This window comes from Ruegeria sp. YTSC325, from assembly GCF_059609525.1.
The window spans coordinates 28,779-53,047 of the sequence record NZ_JBXWLY010000006.1; the positions used below are offsets into that span (position 1 = coordinate 28,779).

Below are 24,269 nucleotides of genomic sequence, written 5' to 3' on the forward strand. Positions count from 1 at the left end.
AATAAGCTACAAACAGCAAAGGAGTGCAGAAATGCTTTCGATCCTAGCGCGCAGTTTCATGACCGCGACCCAAAGCGTGGACCGCAATCAGCAAGAAAAGCAACACCGTCAGAATTGGCTGCCGGAGGCGCATTGGTGGAAACAAAAAAGCGATGCGCGCGAAAAGGTGAGTCTGGACCACACCTTTTTTCGTCGGTAATCTAAAAAGTCAGCACCGGCTGTTCTGGAAACGCGCGAACAGATGGAACAGCCGGTGCTTCAACCTTCGGACGGCGAACCGTCCGGAGGTATTCTTTTCGCCTTACTGACCGCCACCCAGCTGGTGGACATAAGCGGTCACGGCGCGGATCTGCGCCTGAGTCAGGCGGTTTTCCCACGGAGGCATAACGCCGAAGCGGCTGTAGGTGACCGTCTCGGTCAAAGCCTCTTCACTGCCGCCGTACAACCAGATCGCGTCGGTCAGGTTCGGCGCGCCCTGGAAGACATCGCCTTTGCCGTCTTCGCCGTGGCAGGCCGCGCAATTGTCTTCGAAGACAACCTTACCGGCTTCAGCCGCTGCGTCATCCGACTGGGCGTTGGTCAGGGACATCACGTACTGAACGACCTGAGTGATCTCATCCTTTTCCAGAAGCTCGCCAAAGGCCGGCATCTCGGAATAGCGCGCATCGTCGCTTTCTTCATTCCGGATACCATAGGCAACGGTATATTCGATATCCTCAAGCGAACCGCCCCAAAGCCAGGCGTCATCCAGAAGGTTCGGGAAGCCGGTGGCCCCCTGCGCGCCCGAGCCGTGGCACTGCGCACACCAGGTGCGGAATACGGCACCACCCGAGTTCACAGCGTATTGCTGCAATTCGGCGTCCGCCGAGATTTCCTCAAGCGGCGTTTCCACCAGCCGCGCATTCCAAGGCGCGTTGGCTTCTTCGAAGGACACGATATCCTGCTGCACTTCCCCGCGCGAGGACCAGCCAACAACACCAGCGGTTGCCGATTGAACCAGCGGCCATGCCGGATACATGATGGTGTAGATCACGCCCCAGAAGATACAGGCGTAGAAGGTCCACAGCCACCAGCGAGGCATCGGATTGTCGAATTCTTCGATACCGTCCCAGCTGTGACCCGTGGTATTCGGATCGCCCGGCTGTTTATCAGGTGTCTTGCTCATGGCCGCGCCTCCTTGGATTCGGCGGGTTTGTCTTGATGCCGGAAGGGGATGTTGGCGGTGTCGTTGTATTCCTTGCTGGAACCGGGGCGGAAAACCCACACCACGATGCCAATGAAGAAAGTGAACAACAGCAGCAGCATCCAGCTATCCGCGAACTGTCTGAGGAGTGTGTATTCTTCCATAACGCCCTCCTTAGCGGCTTGCGTCCGGGGTGAAGGTCGAGAAATCGACCAGCGTGCCCAGCATCTGAAGATAAGCCACCAACGCATCCGCTTCGGTCAGTTCTGGCTGACCGTCGAAGTTGCGCACGCTGACCTTGTCGCCATAGCGCTCAAGCAGCCCGTCATAGTCGCTGTCGGGATCGGCCTGCGCACGGAAGTCAGCCTCGGCATTGGCCAGCATGTCTTCGGTGTAAGGCGTGCCGACAACGGCGTTCGCCTGCATGATGTCACCGATATACTTGCCGTCCAGCTTGCGGTTTTCGAGGAAGCCGTATTTCGGCATCACCGATTCCGGAACAACCGACTGCGGATCACGCAGGTGGTCCACATGCCACTGGTCCGAATAGCGGCCCCCCACGCGGGCCAGATCAGGACCTGTCCGTTTCGATCCCCACTGGAACGGGTGATCATACATCGATTCAGCCGCCAATGAGTAGTGACCATAGCGTTCGACCTCGTCCCGCATGGGGCGGATCATCTGGCTGTGGCAGACATAGCAGCCTTCGCGGATGTAGATTTCACGCCCTGCCATTTCGAGAGGGGTGTAAGGGCGCATACCCTCCACCTTCTCGATGGTGTTCTCAAGATAGAACAGCGGGGTGATCTGCACGATGCCACCGATGGTCACGACCAAAAAGCTGAATACCAGCAGGAGGGTCGCGTTGGTCTCGAGGATCTTATGTTTGTCGAGAATTGCCATTGCTCCGGCCCTCCTTATTCAGCCGGGACCGCGACGGACAGGCTGGCCTCTTTGGCCGGCGCTTTCCGCACAGTCATCCACAGGTTGTAGCACATGATCACGGCACCAGCGACGAACATCACGCCACCCAGAGCACGCACCACATACATCGGGAACTTAGCGGCCACGGTGTCAGCGAACGAGTTCACCAGGAAGCCGTTGGCATCCACTTCGCGCCACATCAGACCTTCCATGATACCAGTGACCCACATCGACGCGGCGTACAGAACGATGCCGATCGTGGCGAGCCAGAAGTGCCAGCTGACCATCTGCAGCGAATACAGACGCTCGCGCTTCCACAGAACGGGAACCAGGAAGTACAGCGCACCAAAGGTGATCATGCCGTTCCAGCCCAGCGCGCCCGAGTGCACGTGACCAATGGTCCAGTCCGTGTAGTGAGACAGCGAGTTCACAGCGCGGATCGACATCATCGGACCCTCAAACGTGGACATGCCGTAGAAGCCGACCGAGATCACCATCATACGGATCACAGGGTCGGTGCGCAGCTTGTCCCATGCGCCCGAGAGTGTCATCAGACCGTTGATCATACCACCCCAGGACGGCATCCACAGCACGACCGAGAACACCATGCCCAGCGTCGAAGCCCAGTCAGGCAGGGCGGTATAGTGCAGGTGGTGCGGACCGGCCCAGATATACAGGAAGATCAGTGCCCAGAAGTGGATGATCGACAGCTTGTAGCTGAAAACCGGACGCTCGGCCTGTTTCGGGATGAAGTAATACATCATGCCCAGGAAACCTGCAGTCAGGAAGAAGCCCACAGCGTTGTGGCCGTACCACCACTGGATCATGGCATCTTGCACGCCCGACCAGACGATGACCGATTTCGAACCCCAGATGCTGACCGGGATGGTGATGTTGTTCACCACGTGCAGCATTGCAACGGTCACGATAAAGGCCAGGTAGAACCAGTTGGCCACGTAGATATGCGGCTCTTTCCGCTTGATCACGGTGCCCAGATACACGGCCAGATAGGCGACCCAGACGATGGTCAGCCACAGGTCAACATACCATTCGGGTTCGGCATATTCTTTGGATTGCGTGCCGCCCAGAACATAGCCGGTTGCAGCCAGAACGATGAACAGCTGATAGCCCCAGAACACGAACCACGCCAGATTTCCACCCCACAAGCGCGCGGCGCTGGTGCGTTGCACCACGTAGAATGAGGTCGCAATCAGTGCGTTACCACCAAATGCAAAAATCACTGCCGAGGTGTGCAGCGGACGCAAACGGCCAAAGTTCAGATAACCCTGCGCCCATTCAAAGTTCAGCGCCGGAAAGGCCAACTGGAACGCGATAAAGGTTCCTGCGACGAAACCGATCACCCCCCAAAAGGCGGTTGCGATCACGCCATAGCGGATCACCCCATCCATGTACTCACCGGAATGATCCACGAAAGTCTCTGGCTCATCCGTGTTTCTCAGCGTCCAGATGAACAAACCGCCGGCGATAAACATCACCAGAATTGCATGCACCTGATACGCCAAATCGCGTGCATAATTGGTCGCGATCGCGGCGAATACCGCAATCACACCAAGCACGATCAGCTTGATATAATTTGACATATTGCGTCCCTTTGCCATGCCCCGCGCGATTCTTTTGGTGTCGCGAGACCCATTTGACTGGCTGCTGTTTTCTACGACAGCTGCTCAAACTGCTTTGATCTGTGTCAAGACAGAGCTCCGCATACTATGACAATGCTGAGGAAACGAATGGGCTGGAACGTCGCATGGAACCGGCCCGTAAGCACGAGGTCAACATGGCTTACAAATCTCTCCTCACTGTTATGACAGAAACCACGCAATCTGACTCGGCACTTGCACAAGTCGTGGCGCTGGCTGCAGCTCAGGACGCGCATGCTGAAACACTGTGCCTTGGCGTCGACCGCAGCCAGACAGGGTATTATTATGCGGGCGCTAACGCTTTGATTCTTCAGGAAACCCTAAACCGGGCCAATGCTGAAGCCGAAGAGATTCTGGCATTCGCAAAAGACTTCTTTACCAAGTCAGGAGTGCGTTGGTCTGCCGAATCCGGTGTTGCGCAAATCGCCGATTTGGGGCGACATGTTGCGCATCGCGCCCGGTTTTCCGACCTTGTCGTTTTGCCGCAGCCCTACGGTGAAAACCGCGGCGTCGAAGCGGAACCCATTGTCGAAGCCGCGATGTTCGAAGGGCACACCCCTGTGTTAATTGTTCCGGACTCGGCTAAAATCTTCAGCAAGCCCGGCACCATTTTGATCGGCTGGAATGAAAGCGTCGAGGCCATGCGCGCCATTCGTCGGGCTTTGCCTTTCCTCATTGCAGCAACCCAAGTGCGTATCGTTGTAATTGACCCGCCTCGGCATGGCCCGGATCGTTCGGACCCCGGCGGGATGCTGTCACAGATGCTGTCGCGCCATGGGGTCAAGTGTGAAATCGATGTTCTCAGCAAAACCATGCCACGGGTATCAGATATCCTGAACCGTCACGCTGTGGATACTCAGGCTGACATGATCGTCATGGGGGCTTACGGCCACTCGCGCTTCCGCGAAGCCATTCTTGGCGGCGCAACTCGCAACATGTTGGAACAATCCTCGGTTCCGGTCTTTCTGGCGCACTGAAAGGCGTCAGACCAGAAAGCCACCATCCGAGTCGTCACCCGCCTCTTCCATAAGGCGGCCCATATCGGGGATCGTCACGTGGCGCTTGCCTTCCAACAGGATGACCTCATCCTTTTTGAGCGCCGAGATCTGGCGGCTGACCGTTTCCAGCGTCAGGCCAAGGTAATCGGCCATCGCCTCGCGGGTCAGCGGCAGGTCGAAGACGATGGGCCCCCCTTTTTGGTTGATTGAGGCATCGCGGCGCGCGATGATCGACAGCAGGCTCGCGATCTTCTCGCGCGCGGTCTTGCGCCCCAGCACCAGCATCCATTCGCGGGCCGCGTCCAGTTCGTCAAGCGTCATCTGCAGCAACCGATGCGCGATGTGCGGCGTGGTGTTCATCAGTTCTTCGAAAGGCTTTTTCCGGAAGCAACACATGACAACATCTGTGGTCGCCTGCACATCGTAAGGCGCCGATTCGCGCCCCGGGCGCCCGACGAAATCGCTTGGCAGCAAAAGTCCGACCATCTGAGTGCGCCCGTCTTCCATCGTCTGCGTCAAAGACGCAATCCCCGACACGACCGAGCCAACAAAATTCATCTGATCGCCGGACCAAATGACAGTCTGACCGGCCTCGAAACTGCGGTAATACTTAATGCTTTCAAGCTCTTCCAGCTCATCGACATCACAATGGGCACACACGGCCCGATGTCGGATCGGGCAGTCTGCACAGTTCGTATGGTCGATCTTGAATGTGGGTGTCATGCGCGCTTCCACTTGATCTCTATCAAAGCATCTGTTCGTGGCGTCCTCTAACCGTACCGTTATGATAGTAAAACCACAACTGGCACGGCTTGGACTATTTGACGCGAAAGTCCCGCGTTACACAAGCTATCCCACCGCCCCCCACTTCAGCAATGACGTAGGGTCAGAGCTTTTTGGAGACTGGATTTCCGGCATCACACCCGGAAGCGAGATCTCGTTGTATATCCACGTTCCTTTCTGCCGCAGGCTATGCTGGTTCTGCGCATGCCGGACGCAAGGCACCCAAACGGACAATCCGGTCATCGCCTATGTGGATGTCCTCAAAGCCGAGCTGGACTTGCTGGCTGCGCGCTTGCCCCAGGGCGTGACCCTGTCTCGCCTGCATTGGGGCGGTGGTACGCCGACCTTGCTGAACGCGGATCTGATGCGCGAACTGGCGGCGCGAATTCTGGACGTGGTGCCTTTGGGGCCGAACGCCGAATTCTCGGTCGAGATCGACCCCAACGAGATTGACGAGGCACGTTTGGATGCCTTGGCCGAGGCCGGGATGAACCGCGCCTCAATCGGGGTGCAGGATTTCGACGACGAGATACAGAAGACCATCGGCCGCATCCAAAGCTATGACACCACGCGCAAGGCCGTGGACATGATCCGCGAACGCGGCATCACCAGCTTGAACGCCGATATCCTCTATGGTCTGCCGCATCAGACCAAGACCCGGATGACGGAAAGCGTGCAAAAACTGCTGTCGCTCAACCCCGATCGCGTGGCGCTGTACGGCTATGCGCATGTGCCGTGGATGGCCAAACGGCAGCAGATGATCCCCTCGGACGCGCTGCCTACTCCGGAACAGCGTCTGGATCTGTTCGACACCGCCCGCCGTCTGTTCATGTGGGACAATTACGCCGAGATCGGCATCGACCACTTCGCCACGCAGGAAGACGGCCTGACCCGCGCGTTGAACGCCGGTAAGCTCAAGCGCAATTTCCAGGGCTATACCGACGATCAGGCCGAGGTTCTGATTGGTGTCGGGGCCAGCTCGATCTCGCGCTTTCCGCAGGGCTATGCGCAGAACGCGCCCGCCACGTCGGCTCATACTAAGGCCGTCCGAGAGGGGCGATTCTCAACCTCGCGCGGACACCTGTTCAAAGGTCAGGACGTACTGCGCGCGCGCTTGATCGAGGCGCTGATGTGCGATTTTCAGATCAACACGGCCGAGATTCTGCGTGACCATGGTATCACTGTCGCCGAATTGCAGGGCATGTATGCGGATGCCAATACCGCCTTTGACGGGCTGCTGCGCATCACCGAGGATGGTCTTTTCATCCCGCACGAGGCCCGCGCCCTGACCCGCATGATCGCGCGCAGCTTTGACGCCTATGACCTGAGCAAGGCAGGCCACAGTTCGGCGATCTGACCTCTTTCCGGCGGGCCGGGTTCACGGTCTGCCGACCCCCAACCCGCACAGGGGCTTGACGCAGGCCTCTGGTTTTCTCCACACTCAGGGGTGCAATCGCACCCCGAGGCAGGCGAATTCGCAGACAGCTTTTACCGACGCAACCGCGCCGGACAGCCCTTTTCGTGCAGGTATATCTGCAACCTGAAAGAGGGACAGCACCCATGCGCGTTTTCACCGTCCTCGGCCCCAGCCAATCGGGCAAAACCACTCTGGTCGAGGCCATCAGCCGCCTCGACGGGCGGCCCACCACATTCGACGTGTCCGGGACCGTGCATTTGCACGGTTTTTCTTACCTGGATGAACCCTGGTGCGCCATCGACGTCGACGGGGGCGGCGATAACCTGGCCTATGTTGGGCCAGCCATGGCGATCTCGGACGCGGCGGTCGTGGTCGTTCCACCTGATCCCAACGCGGCCGTCCTGTGTGCGCCCTATTTGCGTTTGGTGGAAGAGGCCGGGATCCCCTGTTTCCTGTTCATCAACCGCATGGACAGCCCCAATGGCCGCATCCGCGACATCATCTCGGCGCTGCAAACCTATTGCACCCATCACATCGCCTTGCGACAGGTGCCAATCCGCGAAGGTGACACGATTGTTGGTGCGGTCGATCTGATTTCGGAACGCGCTTGGAAATACCAAGAGGGCCAGCCCTCGGCCCTGATCGAACTGCCGCAATCGGTCGAGGATCGCGAACAAGAGGCCCGCACCGAACTGCTGGAAACGCTGTCGGATTTCGACGATCACCTGCTGGAACAACTGATCGAGGACAAACAGCCCCCCAGCGGTGAGATTTACGATCTGGCCGCGCAGGTCCTGCAGAACCACCAGCTGATCCCGGCCTGTCTGGGCGCGGCCAGCCATGGCAACGGGCTGACCCGCCTGATGAAAGCCCTACGGCACGAAGCACCCGAATTCGACATCGCTGCCGATCGGGACGAGGCCGCCGAGAATGCACGCGCCATCGCAGGCTTTGCGGATGTGAAAAAGCATATCGGCAAGATTGTAGTCCTGCGGGGCCTGGGTGACGGCGTCAAAGCGCATGAAGCATTGGGCGGTGAGACCGTCGGCAATCTGACCACGCTGGACGCCAAGACCCAGATCACTGACTTGCCCGCCGGGCAAATCGGGCTGGCGGTGAAATCCGATCACCTGAACCCCGGCAACATCTATGACAGCAAAGGCGCGACACCGCTGCCCGAATGGGCCTCGTCACACCCGGCGGGGCACCGTCAGGTCGTCTCACCCGCGCATGAGCGCGACGACGTGCGCCTGTCCAACGCCCTCTCGCGTCTGGTCGAGATCGACCCCGGCCTGCATCTGGGACAAGACGACCTGAGCGGGCACGCCGTTCTAGGCTCGCAAGGTCCGCAGCATATGCGCCGCGTGACGGCGAAGCTGGCCGAGGATTTCGGGATCGAGATAGCCACCGACACCGTCGAAACCGCCTATCGCGAGACGATCCGAGCACCCGTCGAACATCGCCACCGCCACCGCAAGCAATCGGGCGGCGCGGGGCAGTTTGCCGACGTGGTGATCTCAGTCGCGCCAATGCCACGCGGGGCGGGGTTCCAGTTCGAAGAGGTGGTCAAAGGCGGCGCGGTGCCGCGTAACTATATCCCCTCGGTCGAACATGGGGCCAAAGACGCGCTGGAACAGGGGCCCGAAGGCTTTCCCGTGGTTGATGTCAAAGTCACGCTGAGCGACGGCAAGCACCACAACGTCGACAGTTCCGACTATGCCTTCCGCACGGCAGGCAAGAACGCAGTGCGCGAGGCGCTTCCCCAAGCCAAGCCCGTGGTGCTGCAACCGATCCTGAGTGCGGAGATTCACCTGCCCTCGGATTTCGTGGGCGATCTGGTGCCCACAATCAGTTCACTACAGGGGCAAGTTCTTGGGTTTGAGGGCAATCCAAACGCCTCAGGTTGGGAAATATTCAATGCCCAGCTTCCCGCCGTAGCGCAGGATGAGCTGCACCGCACCCTGGCCAGCGCCACGCGCGGCACCGGCTGGGTCAAGCTGAGCTTTGATCACTATGAGGAACTGCGCGGCCCGGTGCCAAAACCGACCGCCAAGGAGAAAGCCAGCGCGTAAACAAGGAGCGGGTTGGGATCAGCCCGCCGCCGCAATCAGCTCGCGGGTATAGTCCGTCTGCGCGTTCTCGAACAAATCCTTAGCCGTGCCCATCTCGACAACATCGCCGTTGCGCATGACGATCACGTTGTGGGACATGGCGCGTACGACTTTCAGGTCGTGGCTGATGAACAGATAGGCCAGCCCGTATTTCCGCTGCAGATCGCGCAGCAGATCGACGATTTGCACCTGCACCGTCATGTCCAGCGCGCTGGTGGGTTCGTCCAGAACCAACAGCTTGGGTCGCAGCACCATGGCGCGTGCGATTGCGATGCGTTGACGCTGCCCGCCCGAAAATTCGTGGGGATATCGGTCCATTGCGGCGGGGTCGAGGCCCACTTCGGTCATCACTTCGGCCACCAGATCGCGCGGTGCGCGGTGTGGGTCGACCTTATGAATGGCCAACCCCTCGGCAATGATCTGCATACAGGTCATCCGAGGGCTGAGGCTGCCGAACGGGTCTTGAAACACGATCTGCATATCCTTGCGCAGCCGTCGCAATTCCCGCGTGGACCAGCGGCGCACATCTTGATCGCGGAAAGTAATCCCGCCCTCGGACGCGATCAGCCGCATGATCGCCAGCGCCAGCGTCGTCTTGCCCGAGCCACTTTCGCCGACGATCCCCAGCGTCTCACCCGCGCGTACGCTGAGCGTGGCGTCATTAACCGCCTTCACATGCCCAACGGTGCGTTTCAGAAATCCGCGCTGGATCGGGAACCAGACCTTCAGGTGATCTGTCCGTGCAACCTCTTCGGCATCCGACGCCACCGGATCAGGCTGGCCCGAGGGCTCGGCGCCCAGCAGTTTGCGCGTATAGGGGTGTTGGGGGTTGTCAAAAATCTCGGTCGTGACGCCGGTCTCGACAATCTCACCGTCTTTCATCACGCAGACCCGGTCGGCTATGCGGCGCACGATGCCAAGGTCATGGGTGATGAACAGCATCCCCATGTCTTCGGATTTCTGCAGCTCGGCCAGCAGTTCAAGGATTTGCGCCTGAATGGTCACGTCCAGAGCCGTTGTGGGTTCATCCGCGATCAGAATATCGGGCTTGTTGGCCAGCGCCATGGCGATCATCACACGTTGCCGCTGTCCGCCTGACAACTGATGCGGATAGCTGTCCAGCCGGTCACGCGGATCACGGATGCCTACCTTGGTCAGCAGTTCCACAATCCGGTCTCGTGCAGCATCCCCAGTAACGCCCTGATGCAGCGCCAGCGATTCCGCCATCTGTTTCTGGATCGTGTGCAACGGGTTCAGCGAGGTCATCGGTTCCTGGAAGATAAAGCTGATGTCGTTTCCACGCACATCCATCAACTTGTCTTCTGACGCTCCGATCATTTCATCGCCGTCATACTTGACCGAACCTTCAACGATCGCACTGTCGCCCAGCAACGACACCGTGGACAGCGCCGTCACCGATTTGCCCGACCCGGATTCGCCCACCAAAGCCACGGTTTCCCCACGATCAACGGTAAAGGACACGCCTTTGACAGCCGCCGAGACCTGACCATCCTGCTTGAACGAGACCTTCAGGTTGTTCACATCCAAATGGCTCATGAGAAAGTCTTTCTGGGATCAAACGCGTCGCGCACGCCTTCGAAGATGAAGACCAGAAGCGACAGCATGATGGCAAAGGTGAAAAACGCGGTAAAGGCCAACCATGGGGCCTGCAGGTTCTGTTTCGCCTGCAAGGTCAGCTCACCCAGTGATGGGGCCGAGGACGGCAGGCCGAAGCCAAGGAAATCCAGCGAGGCCAAACCGCCAATTGTACCCGTCACAATGAACGGCATGAAGGTCAGCGTCGCCACCATGGCATTCGGCAGCATGTGGCGGAACATGATCGTCATGTTGCCCACGCCCAGCGCCCGTGCGGCGCGCACGTATTCAAGGTTTCGCGCCCGCAGGAATTCAGCCCTGACGACACCGACCAAGCCCGTCCAACTGAACAGGATCATCAGGATCACCAGCAGCCAGAAACTTCGCCCCAACACCGCAAACATGATGATGATAACATAAAGCGAGGGCGTCGCTGACCAGATCTCAATCACACGCTGAAATATCAGGTCCAGCCAACCGCCAAAGAAGCCCTGAATGGCCCCCGCAAAGATTCCGACAATGCTGGCAGCGCCGGTTACCATTAGCGTGAACAGAATGGACAGACGGAAACCATAGATCACCCGCGCCAGCACATCGCGCTTGGTATCATCGGTGCCCAGCAAGTTCTGCCCATTGGGCGGCAGCGGCGCGGCACCTGCGCGATCCACGCTGGTGTTGAAGGAATAGGGGATCAGTGGCCAAATTGCCCAGCCGCGTTCGAACCCGTCAGCTTCATAGGTGCCAGCCTCGATCTGTTCGATGATGCCTTCGGGGTCGTCGAAACAGTCTTCAATCCCGCCGCTGTCGATCAGGCACATGACCTCGGGGTCGCGATAGATCGCCTCGGTCTGGAAATCTCCTCCGAACTCCGTTTCGGCGTAGAAATTGAAGATCGGCGTGTAGAATTCGCCTCGGTACTTCAAAAGGATCGGTTTGTCATTGGCGATGAACTCGGCGAACAGCGACAGGCCGAACAGGATCGAAAAGATGATCAGTGACCAGAAGGCCCGGCCATTGCGGCGGAAGTTGCGCCAGCGGCGCTGATTGAGCGGAGAAAGAGCCATTTACCCCTCGCGCTTTTCAAAGTCGATGCGCGGGTCGACCAGCACATACATCAGGTCACTGATGATGCCCACAACCAGACCCATCAGGCCAAAGATAAACAGGGTGCCAAAGATCACCGGATAGTCGCGCGCCACGGCGGCCTCAAAGCCAAGTCTGCCCAGACCATCCAGCGAGAAGATCGTCTCGATAATGATCGAGCCACCAAAGAACACACCGATGAACACGGCTGGAAAACCGGCGATCACGATCAGCATCGCGTTGCGGAACACATGGCCATACAGCACCTTCCGCTCGCTCAGTCCCTTGGCGCGGGCGGTCATGACGTATTGCTTTTTGATCTCGTCCAGAAACGAGTTCTTGGTCAGCAGCGTCAGCGTCGCAAAAGCCGAAATCGTAAGCGCTATGATCGGCAAAGCGATGTGCCAGAAATAGTCCGTAATCTTGCCGAACAGGCTAAGGCTGTCCCAATTGTCCGAGGTCAGCCCCCGCAGTGGGAATATCTGCCAGTAGGACCCACCTGCAAAAAGCACCAGCAACAGGATCGCGAACAGGAAACCGGGTATGGCATAGGCAACAATAATCGCCCCGCTGGTCACGGTATCAAACCGCGATCCGTCCTTGACGGCCTTGCGAATGCCCAGCGGGATCGAGACCAGATAGGCAATCAGGGTCGACCAAAGACCCAGCGAGATCGACACGGGCATCTTTTCCAACACCAGATCGATCACACTGATCGACCGGAAATAGCTCTCGCCAAAATCCAATGTCAGGTAGTTGCCCATCATGGATAGAAACCGCTCGACCGGCGGTTTGTCGAACCCAAACTCTTTCTCAAGCTCGGCGATGAATTCAGGCGGAAGGCCGCGGGCGCCGACGTATTTGTCGTCAAAGGCCCCTCCGGCGGGTTCAGCGGCCGCTCCGGCGTCACCACTGCCTGCAAAACCGGCAAAGACGTCACCCTGCCCTTCGATTTGAGCAATGATCTGTTCGATCGGTCCACCGGGCACGAACTGAACCAGCGTGAAATTGACAATCATGATGCCCAGAAGGGTCGGAATAACCAGCAACAGGCGTCTTAGAATATAGGCGCCCATGTTAACGCAGTGCGCCTTTTGCCTTCAGGTCAGCCTCTTTTTCAGGGTTTACCCACCAAAGATCCAGATAACCGAGTGTGAAAGGCGGCAGGTTTTCAGGGTATTCGTACATGTCGTAGTAAGCCGTCCAGTAGTCCGCGACATAACCGTCAGGGATGATAAAGAACTCATACCTCAGGACACGGTCCAATGCCATAAGCGCTGCGTCTTGTTCTTCCTGATTTGTCGTATCGAATGAGGATTCGATGACCGCGTCAACCAAAGGGCTGGCCAAACCCGCAGGGTTGAACAGGCTAAAGGCGGCTTCTTCCGAACCGTACATCTGACTAAGACCGCCGCCCGTCGACAAAAACGATCCATACCGGTTCGAATAAACCATGTCGTAGTCGCGTTCACGGCGGCGCAGTGTGAACTGTGACGGATCAACCTTTTCGGCCGAGGCATCCACGCCAATCGCCTGCAGGTTCTGAACGAAAGTCTCGATCATCGTGGCCGTTGATGTGGGAATGCTTGAGGCGTAAGGGATGTTAACCTTCAGCGTCTGCCCTTCAGCGTTGCGCCGCAGATTGCCGTCACCAACCGGCCAACCGGCCTCGTCCAATAATTTCGACGCCTTGCGCAGATTTCGACGATCATTCAGGCGCGCCGAATTGGATTCATGAGTCACCAAGGCAGGGTCGCTCAGGACTTCGGCCGGCACAACATCGCCCAGCGCCTCGAGGAAGGCAAGCTCAGCCCCTTCTGGTGCGCCTGTCGCTTCGAGATGAGTACCCTGCACAAACGAGCTGCGCGGTGAATTGAGACCGAACATCAGCGATTCATTGGCCCATTCGAAATTGAAGGCCAGCGCTATGGCTTTGCGGACATTCTTATCCTCGAACTGCGCCTTTCCCAGATTGAACACGAAACCCGATGGCGTCGGCGGGCTGCCATCCGTAATCTCATCACGAACGACCGACCCTTGGGTCAACTTCGGAAAGTCATACCCCGAAGCCCAAAGCTTGGGGTCGCTTTCGATGCGCATTGTGTATTCGCCGGCCTTGAACCCTTCGAACGCGGCGGTCTGGTCGGCGAAATACTCGACCCGAATGGTGTCGTAGTTGTTGCGCCCGACATTGATCGGCAAATCCTGCCCCCAATAATCGTCGCGCCGCTTGTAAACGATGCGGCGGTTAATGTCATAGCTATCCAGCTTGTACGGCCCCGACCCAACTGCAACTTCAAGCCGCGGTTCGTCCAGGCGGCGGCTCTCATCGGCCTCGAACCACGCTTTTGAAAACACCGGTGTCGAGCCAACCGTTTCGATCAACCCACGCCGTGTCACTTCGGGACTAAACGTAAACTTGACCGTATGATCATCCAATGCTTCGGCACCGGTGACCATCCGGCCAACGGCCTGCGCATAAGATGGAAGACCCTGTTCGATAAACAGTCGGTGGCTATAGACCACATCTTCGGCAGTTACTGGCGATCCGTCCCAGAATGTTGCTTCGGGCCGGATGTGAAAGATCACGTAGTTGCGGCCTTCGTCATATTCCATGCTTTCCGCAAGCAGGCCATAGTATTGACCCACACTATCCGAGGTGCTGTCGATCAACGAGTCGTACTGCAGGGTCGTCAATGCACCGGCACGCCCTTTGCGCGAATACGGGTTCAGAGAGTCGAACGTGCCTGATCCAGCCAGCGACAGCTCGCCACCCTTTGGGGCTTCGGGATTCACATAACCCAGATGCGGATAATCCGCCGGGTAGTCCAGATTACCAAAATAAGAGTACCCATGGCTGCGCATCACATTTTCTTCTGCGGCGCTGACGGCGCTGCTTGCCCCCATAACAAGCGCTATTCCCAATGCTGCCGCCCAAGGTCGCATATTCGAAACGCGCAGTGCAGGCAGGAGGGGTGTCATGTGGCTCATCCTCTGGATCGTTGTCGTCTTTATTTTCGTACGCGAAGGCTAAAAGACCAGCGCTGACAGATTCAAGTTTAGAATGCGTGAGCGCTTTGTGAAGTTCTGTTTAGACAAAAAAAGCCGCTGCACAAAGCAGCGGCTTTCAATTTTTGGAATATCCAAGGACTGGATCAGTTGCCGATTGTCTGCAGATAGGCAATCAGGTCAGCGCGCTCTTGCGGTTTTTTCAAACCAGCAAAGCTCATCGAAGTGCCCGAGATGTAAGCACTTGGGCGCTCGAGGAATGCATCCAGTGCTTCTGGTGTCCAGTTGCCACCATGCGCTTGCATCGAAGCCGAATAGCCGGTGAAACCCTTGGCCGATGCAACAGGGCGGTCAACAACGGCGTAAAGGTAGGGTCCGGTTCCGTTGGCTCCGTCTTCCAGTTTGTGGCAAGCGGTGCATTTGCGGAAAACGCGTGCGCCTTTTTCCGGATCGGCGGCGGCCAGCAGGTCTTCGAACACCACTTCTTCGGCGTTGGCGCTTTCACCAGAGCTTTCGGTTTCAATGATGTAAGAGGCCGTCTCGCCATGACCATCGGCATGGTACAGGCCTTCGGCGGCCCATTTGGCCAGAAGCAGCACCAGGAAGGTGCCAAACAGGCCTGCGGCGGCCTTGGTAACTGTCATCGTGTCGAACATTGATCGCGAGTCCATTTAGCTGTCTTGGGGGTGTCTAAGGCTTCCCCTGACAAGAGGCAAGGTATAGACACCGCGACTAAACGCCCAATCTTGGAACTTGTTGCACGGAATCGACCAAATGACCAAACGTATCGCATTTCAGGGGGAACCCGGCGCCTATAGCCACGAGGCTTGCCGCAACGCGCGCCCCGATATGGAGGCCCTGCCCTGCCGTACCTTCGAGGATGTGATCGAATCGGTTCGGTCAGGTGAAGCCGAACTTGCGATGTTGCCGGTTGAGAATACGACCTACGGCCGAGTGGCCGATATTCACCGCTTGCTGCCCCATAGCGGGCTGCACATTATCGACGAGGCCTTCGTGCGGGTGCATATCAACTTGTTGGCCGTTCCGGGTGCGACGCTGGAGGATGTTACCGAGGCGCATTCCCATCTGGTCTTGCTACCACAATGCGCAGGCTTCCTGAAAAAACACGGCATCCGTGGCCGCGTCAGCCCAGACAATGCCCGCGCCGCGCGCGAAGTGTCCGAACAGGGCGAGGTTCACTCGGCGGCGTTGGCCAGCGAATTGGCCGGAGAGATCTACGGCTTGGACGTTCTGGCCCGCCATATCGAGGATAACGACGACAACACCACTCGTTTTCTGGTGATGTCACGCGAAGCAGACCGCGCTCGGCGCGGCGAAAACGGGATGATCACCAGCTTCGTCTTTCAGGTCCGGAATATTCCGGCGGCGCTTTACAAGGCGATGGGCGGATTTGCGACTAATGGTATCAACATGACCAAACTGGAAAGCTATATGGTCGACGGATCCTTTACGGCGACCCAGTTCTACGCTGATATCGTGGGCCATCCAGATGACCGCAACGTGCAACTGGCGATGGACGAGCTGCAGCACTTTACCACCAATGTCGAAGTTCTGGGCGTTTACCCGGCAGCGCAACCGCGCGGTTAGTCAGGCGGATGAACGTTTGTTACTGGTATTTCAGCCGTGATGATATCGTTCTTCTATCTCTCTCGAGAACTCGCTGAGCCGTGATTGGAAGCGTCGCTTGAAGCGTGACTTTCCCAGTCTGATAGACTGCAGGAACAGGCGTGCAGGCAATGATTTTGCAGCCAGGCTCAGGTCCACACTCAACCGGGTTCGGCGTTGCGATAAGGCCAGGAAGTCAACAGTCGTCGTACCACTTACGCCCTTTCCTGCCGCGTTGAACTGCATCCTTGCTGGCGGATCACACTCGGCCATCTCGATAGAGACGCGACGCGGCTTGCCCCGAAGCTTGAAATCCGCCTGCCATGTGGTGCCCGGCACAACACCCATGTGACCCGAAAGGCGTCTGACTTCGATCCCGCGACGCATTGCCATACGCTCGAAACGTTCAAAATCAGCGACCATTTCAAACACTGCGTTGATGGGTGCGTCGATATCTTCATGTGCTGTGAATTGCATGGTGTCCGAGGCTCTTACCTTTGATTCCCCAATATTCTGTCAATCCAGCGTATCCGCCAGCCAGTGCTGCAAAAGAAAATGCGCGATGGCACCCTTCCGCGCAGGCATCAATGTCGGATGTTCACCTGCAAAGGCCTGCATCATTTCCGACTTGCTGACCCAGATGGCATCTTCGATTTCAATCGGGTCGATTGTAATATCGCGTGACAGCGCCAGACCTGCACACCCAAACATCAACGACGCGGGAAAAGGCCAGGGCTGACTGGACAGGTAAGTGACTGCTCCGACAGGTACTCCGGCCTCTTCCATCACTTCGCGGCGCACGGCGGCCTCGAGCGTTTCACCGGGCTCCACAAAGCCCGCAAGCAGGGAATACATCCCGTCCGGCCAACCCGGAGACCGCCCCATCAACACCGAATCTCCATGCGTGATCAACATGATGACAACCGGGTCCGTGCGCGGGAAATGCTGACCCCCGCAAGACGGACAGCTGCGCTGCCATCCCGCCTGTGCCAAATCACTGGCGGCACCGCAGCGGGCGCAGAAACGGTGCGTCTCGTGCCAGCCGATCACCGCCTTGGCTGTTGCCGCCAGCTCCGCATCCCGAGGGTTCAGACGGGTCATGATCCGACGCAATTCGACGAAAACATGCCCGATGGACAAAGCGGGGTGCTGTTGCTCGGAACGGTCGAAGAATGCCCCGACCTCGGACAGGTCCAGCCCCTCGGCTTCCCACCCCGAGATGTCCAAAGCGAACAGCGGTACGTGATCCGAAATACCTAAAAAGACCGGATCCTCAACAATACCACCCGGTCCATTGCGCAACAGATCGTGCGTCAGCGGCAGCAACGCCAGCCGATCCAGAGCTTCGCCCTCGACCAGCACCTTACCGCGCCACAACAAAAGGCACCTTGCCTCCGGGTCGTTTGTGACTTGCGCAAGCCCCTCGGGATCGTTGCGCAGATGTGCTGCGCGATCCAGTCCCGACCCGCCAAACGTCACGGTTTCCGCGTATTTCATTGCAATCCCTTCAGGTTGTCGGCACAGGGCTGCCACGAGCACCGGATCGTTGCAACGACATTTCTGCCTCGTGGGAAATTGAGGAGATAATGTGATCAACTCAAACTCTGCCTTGAAACTTGCGTCAAATACTCTTTTTGTTGAAATAGGTTAACCAAAAACGTCTAAAAGTAGAGTATTGCAACATCCCCCTTCTTCTCTAAGCGCAACGATCAGGATTTTGGGAACCTCGGATCTGCATATGAATGTGACCGGGTTTGACTATTATCGGGATGCGCCGGAACCCATGATTGGGTTTACCCGCACAGCCACACTGATCCGCCAAGCTCGAAACGAGGTCAAAGATGCCCTGACCATCTTGCTGGATAACGGGGATTCACTGCAGGGAACGCCTATTGGGGAATGGGCCGTAACACAAACCCAGACCTGTCATCCTCTGATGGAGGCTTTCGAAGCGCTGGATTACGATGCCATCGGACTCGGAAACCATGATTTCGGCTTCGGCTTGCAGGTTCTGGACCGTATCCTGCCCCAATCCCCCTGCCCTGTCCTATGCAGCAACGCGCACCGGTTGGACCGCCCCGGTGCTTGGAGCAGGCAGGCAGTGCTAAACCGAACCATGAAAGCCGGAGGCCGCGAATATCCGATCAAAATCGGCGTTTTTTCAGCCCTGCCGCCGCAAACTGCGAACTGGGAGGCGCACCGGCTAGAGCAAAAGGTCCGCATCGACGATATCCTGTCCACGGCACGACACGTGTCGCAAGAGCTGAAGGCCGCTGGGTGCGATCTTGTGATCGCGCTGGCGCATTCCGGGATTGGCACCGCCCAACCGGAGCCGAATCTGGAAAACGCGGTGATTCCCCTAGCGGCCATCGGGCCAATCGATGCGATTATAGCGGGACATTCACATCTGACTTTGCCGGGCGCGTCGCATGAAGGGTTTGCGTTCGTGGACAGTGCCAAAGGTCAAGTGCACGGCAAGCCGGCTGTCATGCCGGGCAGCGCTGGGTCGCATCTTGGTGTGATTGACCTGACGATGAAACTTGGTGACGACGGAAAATGGCAGGTAGAAACGCACCGTTCACACCTGAAGGCAATCGCACCCGACTTTGTTGGCGCTGAGGTTCCGGAAGACCCCGAACTGTCGCGGATTTTTGCCAAGGCGCACCGCGAAACTCGCGCGCAGTGCAACACGCCCTTTGGACACACGTCGCATCATCTGCACAGCTATTTCAGCTTTTGCGCCTGGGATCGCGGTCTGGCGCTTGTGGCTGCCGCGCAAGCTGCAGCATTGCGGCAGCATATGCAGGGAACTGCCTATGCAGGGCTACCCGTCTTGTCGGCAGTTGCACCGTCAAAATTCGGCGGTCGTGCAGGACCTCGGTTTTTCACCGATATCCCACCCGGGCAGATATGTACGCGCCATGTTGCCGACCTGAACGTGTTTCCGAACGAGATGCAGGCCGTCATTGTCTCGGGCACTGAAATCAAGGATTGGCTGGAAATGTCCGCTGGCGTGCTGAACCAGATGCGGCCGGGTGAACAATCGGACCTTGTGGATACGAATCGCGCCGGACATAATTTTGACGTGCTACACGGGTTAACTTACGCACTAGATCTAGCATCTCCGGCGCGGTTTGACGCAGGTGGCGCAATACTTCATCCCAACAGCCATCGGGTTCGCGGATTGCGATTCAACGGCCGCCCTATCGACACAGATCAGCGCTTTGTTGTCGCGTTGAACAACTATCGCGCCAACGGAGGCGGGAATTTCCCGTTTTCCGAAAACGCGACCCGAATTCCTCTGCCGGTCCTTCCGATTCAACATATTGTACGGGATTACCTGTCGGGCGTCTTACCGATGGACCCTTTGGAAGAGGCACTCCAGCCTTTTCGGTTGTCACCCATACCCGGTGCCCATGCGCTTGTGAAAACCGGAGCGGCCGCTGACCAACACCTGGAAGAACTGGCACGCTACCGCGCCAAAGTCATCGGTCCGGATGCGAAAGGTTTTCTGAATATTCAGCTCTCCCTCTGACGGGTTGCCAAGCATGAACCAAATGCCTATATCCACCGTTGAGAGGTTGGCGCGGGCGAGCGCCTCGCCAACCTGGTCAGGTCCGGAAGGAAGCAGCCACAACGAGCCCCGCTTGGGTCGATGTCCAACCTCTCACTTCATCCCCGACAGTTTTGACCGGTTTAGACACGCAGCACTTATGCGATCAAGCGCGGCCATAGGGACGCGTTGCGACGCGCGAACGCGCCGATATGGCCAATGTCCTTAAGTCCGAATTCCTGCGGCGACAGCACATGACGCCGAGCGCTGGAGCCGTACAGATCTGCCAACCGCCAAACGGCTTCGGGCGGAACCATCTGGTCGTCCTCGAAAGTGAACAGATCGACCGGTTTGCCTTTCTCTGCCCAGGTTGCGGCAGGTAGCGTTTTTCCGATTTCTGGCAGATAATTTTGGGGTGCCGTGCACCACTTGCGCCACTGCCAGTAAACCGATGCAGGCAGGTCGGCCCCAAATCCCACTGCCTTTCCTGGCAGGTATCCAACTGTTTTTACCGCCAGCGGAACATGTCCATACCAGAACAAGGACGCCAACGCGCGATAAGGCCAAGGGTGATCACTGATTGTCACCAGCCCCGAACACACACAGATCATGCGATCTATATGGTCGATATCAGGTTGTATTGGCCCCAACATCCCTCCGACCGAGTGCCCTATGCTCCAGTGTTCTGCGTGTGGGTAACGCTGGCGCATTTCCGCTCTGGCGGCAGGCATGTCGGTCAGCGCCCAATCCGCCATCTTTACCCGCGATTCCTGCAGTAATCCGGTCAGTGAGTGGCCAAAGTCACGATAGTCGTAGGTCAGGCAGGCGATCCCCTGATCCGCTGCCAGCCAATTCGCGAAATGCTGATAGTAATCCCTCGGGACACCGGTCGCACCATGTACAACCACGGCGACTTTGGGATCAGTCACGGGCCGGTACAGGCGCGCCGACAGCATTGCCGAACCGGCAGAAAACCGAAAATCCTCGGTCAGGACGGGGGGTGTATCATCCAGCATAGCGTTGCTCACCTGATCTGAACTGTTCGGTTCACCCCTTATCCCCACTTCTTTGGCCGGGCTGAGTCAAGGGCGCATCAAGATGACCAAACGTCCACTTTGCGCGCGCGCCCGCTTGACTCAAAGCCCGCTCAACCGCTAGCGATGGCGTGATGGTTCTTGTCCCGTGTCGGGACAAGATGAAAAGGGAACACGGTGCGGTTCTGCCCGGTCATGCCGGAACGATCCAATGCCGCGACTGCCCCCGCAACTGTAAGCGGTGAGCAATGCCGAAATACCACTGGCCCGCAAGGCTGGGAAGGTCGGCAACGCTATGACCCGCAAGTCAGGAGACCTGCCATCAAAGCAAAACTGTAACTCGGGCGGGGTATCCGGGCGGGATTGTCAGCGCGCTGTCACACCTGATCTACGCCCCGTTCCCCGCGCGGAGGGCGCATTATGATCTGGAAGACAAAAACGCACCAATTCAGTGCAACCCTATGTCAGAAAACCGGCAAGACCTGCCCGGCTCTGGCGCAGATGGCACGGGCTATTGTGCAGGCGATGGAATCCGCAGTGCCTGCCACGTCGGATGACTTCGCGTTGGACGGCAGCGGAGAGCTGGGCCATTGCCCACAGGGCTGCATCGCCCGATTCCGCGCCCAGAAAGATCAAATTCGCATCTTCTGCGGCACTAGCACGGACGCCTCGCTCGACGCGTTGGATGGTTATGCGGATATGCTGTTCGGCCCCGATGCTGCGGCCCGTCCGGCCGGCCAGTTGCCAGTGCCGCCCTGTGCCATGCTTGAAGTGTCAGAGCTGGCCCCGGCGCAACCAGCACAGCCCCAGCAGCATCTGGCGCTGTAACTCAGTCCGGCGCGCAGGTTGCCCAACGCATCTGCCCGTCGGTTTCAACCGCACAGGGCCGCACGGCGCGCAGGCGGCGCAACGCCGCGTCGGACGCGATGCCCTGTTCGACCATAAGCCGCAGGGCGATCATGCCCGACCGCCCGCACCCGCCCCGGCAATGCACCAGCACCCGCCCTCCACGCGCCAGAATATGCGCGGCAGACTGGCTGATCCGGGGCCACGCGGCCTCGGTGTCCGGCGACGGCGCGCCAAAATCTTCAATCGGCAGGTGCGTCCAGGTTATGCCCTCGGCGTGCAGGTCATCTCCCAGTTTTCCCGCTCCGGTCTGCTCCATCTCGGAGCTTGTGGTCATCGAAATCACAAGATCGGGCCGCCAGCGGCGAATGATATCCAAATCCCGCGCATACTCCCCCGCGCGCCCCGGCAGCGGCGACAGCGCGAAATGACCGGCCCCGACCTCGACCACGTGAATTGCAAATGGCTCCATCCCCGGCCTCCTTTCCACATAGCTTCTATGCTGTGCAAACTGACCTGCAAACCGAATTTCCCCCAAGGCGGCGGTGGACGCGGGCGGCGGGGGTCTCTAGGCTGCGTCGGAACCCGAATCCGACAGAGCAGATATGACCGACACGCCCAGCCCCGCCTATCAGGTTCTTGCCCGTAAATACCGCCCTGAAACCTTTGCCGATCTGGTCGGGCAGGAGGCCATGGTACGCACGCTGAAAAACGCGTTCGAGGCGGATCGGATCGCGCAAGCCTTTATCATGACCGGCATTCGCGGCACCGGCAAAACCACCACGGCCCGGATCATCGCCAAAGGCATGAACTGCATCGGCCCCGATGGCGAGGGCAAACCGACGACCGAACCCTGCGGCCAGTGCGAACATTGTGTGGCGATCATGGAAGGTCGCCATGTGGACGTGATGGAGATGGACGCCGCCAGCCGGACCGGTGTGAACGATATTCGCGAGATCATCGACAGCGTCCGCTATCGCGCGGCCTCGGCCCGCTACAAGATTTACATCATCGACGAGGTCCACATGCTGTCGACCAGCGCCTTCAACGCGCTGCTCAAGACGCTTGAGGAACCGCCCGAGCATGTGAAGTTTATCTTTGCCACCACCGAGATTCGCAAAGTGCCGGTGACGGTCCTGTCCCGATGTCAGCGCTTTGACCTGCGACGGATCGAGCCCGAGGACATGATCGGCCTGCTGCGCAAGATCGCCGATGCCGAAGGCGCACAGATCGCCGAAGACGCGATGGCACTAATCACCCGCGCCGCCGAGGGTTCAGCCCGCGATGCGACCTCTCTTCTGGATCAGGCGATTTCACACGGCGCCGGGGAAACCAGCGCCGATCAGGTGCGTGCGATGCTGGGTCTGGCCGACCGGGGCCGAGTGCTGGACCTGATGGACATGATCCTGCGTGGCGATGCCGCCGGGGCGCTGACCGAACTTGGCGCACAATATGCCGAAGGCGCCGACCCGCTGGCCGTGCTGCGCGATCTGGCCGAGATCACTCATTGGGTGTCGGTGGTAAAGATCACGCCGGATGCCGCTGAAGACCCGACTGTGCCCCCAGATGAACGCGCGCGGGGTCAGCAAATGGCCGAGGCCCTGCCGATGCGGGTCCTGACCCGCATGTGGCAGATGTTGTTGAAAGCGCTCGAGGAAGTCTCAGCCGCGCCCAACGCCATGATGGCCGCCGAGATGGCCGTGATCCGCCTGACCCATGTGTCTGACCTGCCCAGCCCAGAAGAACTGATCAAACGGTTGCAAGACGCGCCTCCCCCACCGCCAAACGGCGGGCCCGGCGGCGGAATGACCGCATCATCACACGCCGCGCAGGCCCCGGTGGCCTCCACTTATGCGCCGCCCATTCGCGGCGGGCCCGGAGCGCCCACGGCCGCACTGGCGCAGGATGTGCAAACGGCATTGGCCCGCTACCCGAGTTTTGAACATGTGGTCGAACTGATCCGTACCAACCGGGATGTGAAACTGCTGGTTGAGGTCGAAAACGGCGTCCGGATGGTGTCTTACCAACCCGGTCGGATCGAGTTCACGCCAACAGATTCAGCCCCAACCGATCTGGCCGCCCGCATGGGTACCGCACTACAACGCTGGACCGGCAACCGCTGGGCGGTGACCATTGTGGCCAACGGTGAGGCGGCAACCATCGCCGAAATCCGAGATGCCGCCGATCTGGCGTTAAAGGCCGAGGCCGAACAGCACCCGCTGGTGCAGGCGGTGCTGGCTCAATTCCCCAAAGCCAAGATCAAACGCATCGAAACCCCCGAAGAACGCGCCGCCAAGGTCGAAACCGAAGCCCTGCCCGAGGTCGAAGACGAATGGGACCCGTTCGAGGAGGACTAACCCTCCCGCGCCCGCCACGGGCCGTCGGCTGACGCCGATACCCCTGAGCGACCTTGGGCCCGGCAGAGCGCGGGCGTTGCCCGCGCTCTGC

Annotated in this window: 21 protein-coding genes, 1 other RNA gene and 1 riboswitch; of the genes, 8 read left to right on the forward strand and 14 right to left on the reverse strand. The window is 58.7% G+C overall.

Features of this window, described 5'->3' with window-relative positions; genetic code table 11:
* Positions 1 to 301: 301 nt before the first annotated feature.
* The 4 genes from ccoP to ccoN are packed head-to-tail and all read right to left on the reverse strand — an operon-like array spanning position 302 to position 3,708.
* Positions 302 to 1,165: a cytochrome-c oxidase, cbb3-type subunit III gene (gene ccoP, locus AC2FF7_RS10435; RefSeq protein ID WP_170754450.1), complete on the reverse strand. Its 864-nt coding sequence runs from the start codon at positions 1,163 to 1,165 to the stop codon at positions 302 to 304.
* On the reverse strand, positions 1,162 to 1,347 hold the full coding sequence (locus AC2FF7_RS10440; RefSeq protein WP_170355315.1) for a cbb3-type cytochrome c oxidase subunit 3: 186 nt from the start codon (positions 1,345 to 1,347) through the stop codon (positions 1,162 to 1,164). The genes ccoP and AC2FF7_RS10440 overlap by 4 nt, the downstream gene beginning before the upstream one ends.
* Before the next feature lie 10 nt (positions 1,348 to 1,357).
* Positions 1,358 to 2,086, reverse strand: coding sequence for a cytochrome-c oxidase, cbb3-type subunit II (gene ccoO, locus AC2FF7_RS10445; RefSeq protein ID WP_170355316.1), 729 nt, complete (start codon positions 2,084 to 2,086; stop codon positions 1,358 to 1,360).
* 14 nt (positions 2,087 to 2,100) lie between these two features.
* Positions 2,101 to 3,708, reverse strand: coding sequence for a cytochrome-c oxidase, cbb3-type subunit I (gene ccoN / locus AC2FF7_RS10450; protein ID WP_170355317.1), 1,608 nt, complete (start codon positions 3,706 to 3,708; stop codon positions 2,101 to 2,103).
* 194 nt (positions 3,709 to 3,902) lie between these two features.
* Between ccoN and AC2FF7_RS10455 the strand changes: the two genes are divergently transcribed.
* Positions 3,903 to 4,742 (forward strand): universal stress protein, encoded by an 840-nt coding sequence (locus AC2FF7_RS10455; protein ID WP_480866660.1) that lies wholly within the window; start codon positions 3,903 to 3,905, stop codon positions 4,740 to 4,742.
* A 6-nt stretch (positions 4,743 to 4,748) separates the two neighbouring features.
* Here the strand turns inward: AC2FF7_RS10455 and fnrL are convergent, their stop codons facing one another.
* Entirely contained in the window at positions 4,749 to 5,486 is a 738-nt protein-coding gene (gene fnrL, locus AC2FF7_RS10460) for a transcriptional regulator FnrL (protein WP_480866387.1), read from the reverse strand.
* Positions 5,487 to 5,547: 61 nt separating this feature from the next.
* Here fnrL and hemN point away from each other — a divergent pair, with 61 nt between their 5' ends.
* The gene (gene hemN / locus AC2FF7_RS10465; RefSeq protein WP_480866388.1) at positions 5,548 to 6,903 is read left to right on the forward strand and encodes an oxygen-independent coproporphyrinogen III oxidase; all 1,356 of its coding nucleotides are present in this window, start codon (positions 5,548 to 5,550) and stop codon (positions 6,901 to 6,903) included.
* A 203-nt stretch (positions 6,904 to 7,106) separates the two neighbouring features.
* Entirely contained in the window at positions 7,107 to 9,035 is a 1,929-nt protein-coding gene (locus tag AC2FF7_RS10470; protein WP_480866390.1) for an elongation factor G, read from the forward strand.
* Positions 9,036 to 9,053: 18 nt separating this feature from the next.
* Here the strand turns inward: AC2FF7_RS10470 and AC2FF7_RS10475 are convergent, their stop codons facing one another.
* The 5 genes from AC2FF7_RS10475 to AC2FF7_RS10495 all read right to left on the reverse strand — a co-directional run bounded on the left by AC2FF7_RS10475 (position 9,054) and on the right by AC2FF7_RS10495 (position 15,418).
* Positions 9,054 to 10,631 carry an ABC transporter ATP-binding protein gene (locus AC2FF7_RS10475; protein ID WP_496905612.1) on the reverse strand — a complete coding sequence of 526 codons (1,578 nt, stop codon included), beginning with the start codon at positions 10,629 to 10,631 and terminating at the stop codon, positions 9,054 to 9,056.
* The gene (locus AC2FF7_RS10480) at positions 10,628 to 11,734 is read right to left on the reverse strand and encodes an ABC transporter permease (protein ID WP_170355323.1); all 1,107 of its coding nucleotides are present in this window, start codon (positions 11,732 to 11,734) and stop codon (positions 10,628 to 10,630) included. Before AC2FF7_RS10480 ends, AC2FF7_RS10475 begins: the two co-directional genes overlap by 4 nt.
* Positions 11,735 to 12,829 carry a microcin C ABC transporter permease YejB gene (locus AC2FF7_RS10485; RefSeq protein WP_170754462.1) on the reverse strand — a complete coding sequence of 365 codons (1,095 nt, stop codon included), beginning with the start codon at positions 12,827 to 12,829 and terminating at the stop codon, positions 11,735 to 11,737.
* A 1-nt stretch (position 12,830) separates the two neighbouring features.
* The gene (locus AC2FF7_RS10490) at positions 12,831 to 14,735 is read right to left on the reverse strand and encodes an extracellular solute-binding protein (protein WP_496905613.1); all 1,905 of its coding nucleotides are present in this window, start codon (positions 14,733 to 14,735) and stop codon (positions 12,831 to 12,833) included.
* Between the two features lie 173 nt (positions 14,736 to 14,908).
* Positions 14,909 to 15,418 (reverse strand): c-type cytochrome, encoded by a 510-nt coding sequence (locus AC2FF7_RS10495; protein ID WP_170355522.1) that lies wholly within the window; start codon positions 15,416 to 15,418, stop codon positions 14,909 to 14,911.
* 118 nt (positions 15,419 to 15,536) lie between these two features.
* On the opposite strand from AC2FF7_RS10495, the gene AC2FF7_RS10500 reads away from it, so the two are divergent.
* The gene (locus tag AC2FF7_RS10500; protein ID WP_480866395.1) at positions 15,537 to 16,370 is read left to right on the forward strand and encodes a prephenate dehydratase; all 834 of its coding nucleotides are present in this window, start codon (positions 15,537 to 15,539) and stop codon (positions 16,368 to 16,370) included.
* Between the two features lie 30 nt (positions 16,371 to 16,400).
* Here the strand turns inward: AC2FF7_RS10500 and AC2FF7_RS10505 are convergent, their stop codons facing one another.
* Together AC2FF7_RS10505 and nudC are read right to left on the reverse strand one after the other, a co-directional pair.
* Positions 16,401 to 16,865 carry an SRPBCC family protein gene (locus AC2FF7_RS10505; protein ID WP_170355327.1) on the reverse strand — a complete coding sequence of 155 codons (465 nt, stop codon included), beginning with the start codon at positions 16,863 to 16,865 and terminating at the stop codon, positions 16,401 to 16,403.
* Between the two features lie 39 nt (positions 16,866 to 16,904).
* Entirely contained in the window at positions 16,905 to 17,885 is a 981-nt protein-coding gene (gene nudC / locus AC2FF7_RS10510; RefSeq protein WP_496905614.1) for an NAD(+) diphosphatase, read from the reverse strand.
* Between the two features lie 178 nt (positions 17,886 to 18,063).
* Here nudC and AC2FF7_RS10515 point away from each other — a divergent pair, with 178 nt between their 5' ends.
* Together AC2FF7_RS10515 and ffs are read left to right on the forward strand one after the other, a co-directional pair.
* Positions 18,064 to 19,923 (forward strand): bifunctional 2',3'-cyclic-nucleotide 2'-phosphodiesterase/3'-nucleotidase, encoded by a 1,860-nt coding sequence (locus AC2FF7_RS10515; RefSeq protein WP_496905615.1) that lies wholly within the window; start codon positions 18,064 to 18,066, stop codon positions 19,921 to 19,923.
* A 39-nt stretch (positions 19,924 to 19,962) separates the two neighbouring features.
* An RNA gene (ffs, locus tag AC2FF7_RS10520) (signal recognition particle sRNA small type) lies at positions 19,963 to 20,061 on the forward strand.
* Positions 20,062 to 20,099: 38 nt separating this feature from the next.
* Here ffs and AC2FF7_RS10525 read toward each other — a convergent pair.
* Complete coding sequence (locus AC2FF7_RS10525) at positions 20,100 to 20,957, reverse strand: alpha/beta hydrolase family protein (protein WP_480866402.1); 858 nt, start codon at positions 20,955 to 20,957, stop codon at positions 20,100 to 20,102.
* Between the two features lie 136 nt (positions 20,958 to 21,093).
* Positions 21,094 to 21,313, forward strand: a riboswitch (cobalamin riboswitch).
* An 82-nt stretch (positions 21,314 to 21,395) separates the two neighbouring features.
* On the opposite strand from AC2FF7_RS10525, the gene AC2FF7_RS10530 reads away from it, so the two are divergent.
* Positions 21,396 to 21,803 carry a hypothetical protein gene (locus AC2FF7_RS10530; RefSeq protein ID WP_480866404.1) on the forward strand — a complete coding sequence of 136 codons (408 nt, stop codon included), beginning with the start codon at positions 21,396 to 21,398 and terminating at the stop codon, positions 21,801 to 21,803.
* Between the two features lies 1 nt (position 21,804).
* On the opposite strand, the gene AC2FF7_RS10535 is transcribed toward AC2FF7_RS10530, so the two are convergent.
* Positions 21,805 to 22,293 carry a protein-tyrosine phosphatase family protein gene (locus tag AC2FF7_RS10535; protein ID WP_496849399.1) on the reverse strand — a complete coding sequence of 163 codons (489 nt, stop codon included), beginning with the start codon at positions 22,291 to 22,293 and terminating at the stop codon, positions 21,805 to 21,807.
* A 133-nt stretch (positions 22,294 to 22,426) separates the two neighbouring features.
* Between AC2FF7_RS10535 and AC2FF7_RS10540 the strand changes: the two genes are divergently transcribed.
* Positions 22,427 to 24,178: a DNA polymerase III subunit gamma/tau gene (locus AC2FF7_RS10540; RefSeq protein ID WP_480866408.1), complete on the forward strand. Its 1,752-nt coding sequence runs from the start codon at positions 22,427 to 22,429 to the stop codon at positions 24,176 to 24,178.
* Positions 24,179 to 24,269: the final 91 nt, after the last annotated feature.

What these genes read in the sequence shown, in the direction of transcription:
- AC2FF7_RS10525 (WP_480866402.1), bottom strand. Translation starts at nt 20,957, where the DNA reads ATGCTGGATGATACACCCCCCGTCCTGACCGAGGATTTTCGGTTTTCT.
- ccoP (WP_170754450.1), bottom strand. Translation starts at nt 1,165, where the DNA reads ATGAGCAAGACACCTGATAAACAGCCGGGCGATCCGAATACCACGGGT.
- fnrL (WP_480866387.1), bottom strand. Translation starts at nt 5,486, where the DNA reads ATGACACCCACATTCAAGATCGACCATACGAACTGTGCAGACTGCCCG.
- AC2FF7_RS10440 (WP_170355315.1), bottom strand. Translation starts at nt 1,347, where the DNA reads ATGGAAGAATACACACTCCTCAGACAGTTCGCGGATAGCTGGATGCTG.
- ccoN (WP_170355317.1), bottom strand. Translation starts at nt 3,708, where the DNA reads ATGTCAAATTATATCAAGCTGATCGTGCTTGGTGTGATTGCGGTATTC.
- AC2FF7_RS10495 (WP_170355522.1), bottom strand. Translation starts at nt 15,418, where the DNA reads ATGTTCGACACGATGACAGTTACCAAGGCCGCCGCAGGCCTGTTTGGC.
- AC2FF7_RS10505 (WP_170355327.1), bottom strand. Translation starts at nt 16,865, where the DNA reads ATGCAATTCACAGCACATGAAGATATCGACGCACCCATCAACGCAGTG.
- AC2FF7_RS10500 (WP_480866395.1), top strand. Translation starts at nt 15,537, where the DNA reads ATGACCAAACGTATCGCATTTCAGGGGGAACCCGGCGCCTATAGCCAC.
- ccoO (WP_170355316.1), bottom strand. Translation starts at nt 2,086, where the DNA reads ATGGCAATTCTCGACAAACATAAGATCCTCGAGACCAACGCGACCCTC.
- AC2FF7_RS10490 (WP_496905613.1), bottom strand. Translation starts at nt 14,735, where the DNA reads ATGACACCCCTCCTGCCTGCACTGCGCGTTTCGAATATGCGACCTTGG.
- hemN (WP_480866388.1), top strand. Translation starts at nt 5,548, where the DNA reads ATGATAGTAAAACCACAACTGGCACGGCTTGGACTATTTGACGCGAAA.
- AC2FF7_RS10540 (WP_480866408.1), top strand. Translation starts at nt 22,427, where the DNA reads ATGACCGACACGCCCAGCCCCGCCTATCAGGTTCTTGCCCGTAAATAC.
- AC2FF7_RS10475 (WP_496905612.1), bottom strand. Translation starts at nt 10,631, where the DNA reads ATGAGCCATTTGGATGTGAACAACCTGAAGGTCTCGTTCAAGCAGGAT.
- AC2FF7_RS10485 (WP_170754462.1), bottom strand. Translation starts at nt 12,829, where the DNA reads ATGGGCGCCTATATTCTAAGACGCCTGTTGCTGGTTATTCCGACCCTT.
- AC2FF7_RS10470 (WP_480866390.1), top strand. Translation starts at nt 7,107, where the DNA reads ATGCGCGTTTTCACCGTCCTCGGCCCCAGCCAATCGGGCAAAACCACT.
- AC2FF7_RS10535 (WP_496849399.1), bottom strand. Translation starts at nt 22,293, where the DNA reads ATGGAGCCATTTGCAATTCACGTGGTCGAGGTCGGGGCCGGTCATTTC.
- AC2FF7_RS10480 (WP_170355323.1), bottom strand. Translation starts at nt 11,734, where the DNA reads ATGGCTCTTTCTCCGCTCAATCAGCGCCGCTGGCGCAACTTCCGCCGC.
- AC2FF7_RS10455 (WP_480866660.1), top strand. Translation starts at nt 3,903, where the DNA reads ATGGCTTACAAATCTCTCCTCACTGTTATGACAGAAACCACGCAATCT.
- nudC (WP_496905614.1), bottom strand. Translation starts at nt 17,885, where the DNA reads ATGAAATACGCGGAAACCGTGACGTTTGGCGGGTCGGGACTGGATCGC.
- AC2FF7_RS10530 (WP_480866404.1), top strand. Translation starts at nt 21,396, where the DNA reads ATGATCTGGAAGACAAAAACGCACCAATTCAGTGCAACCCTATGTCAG.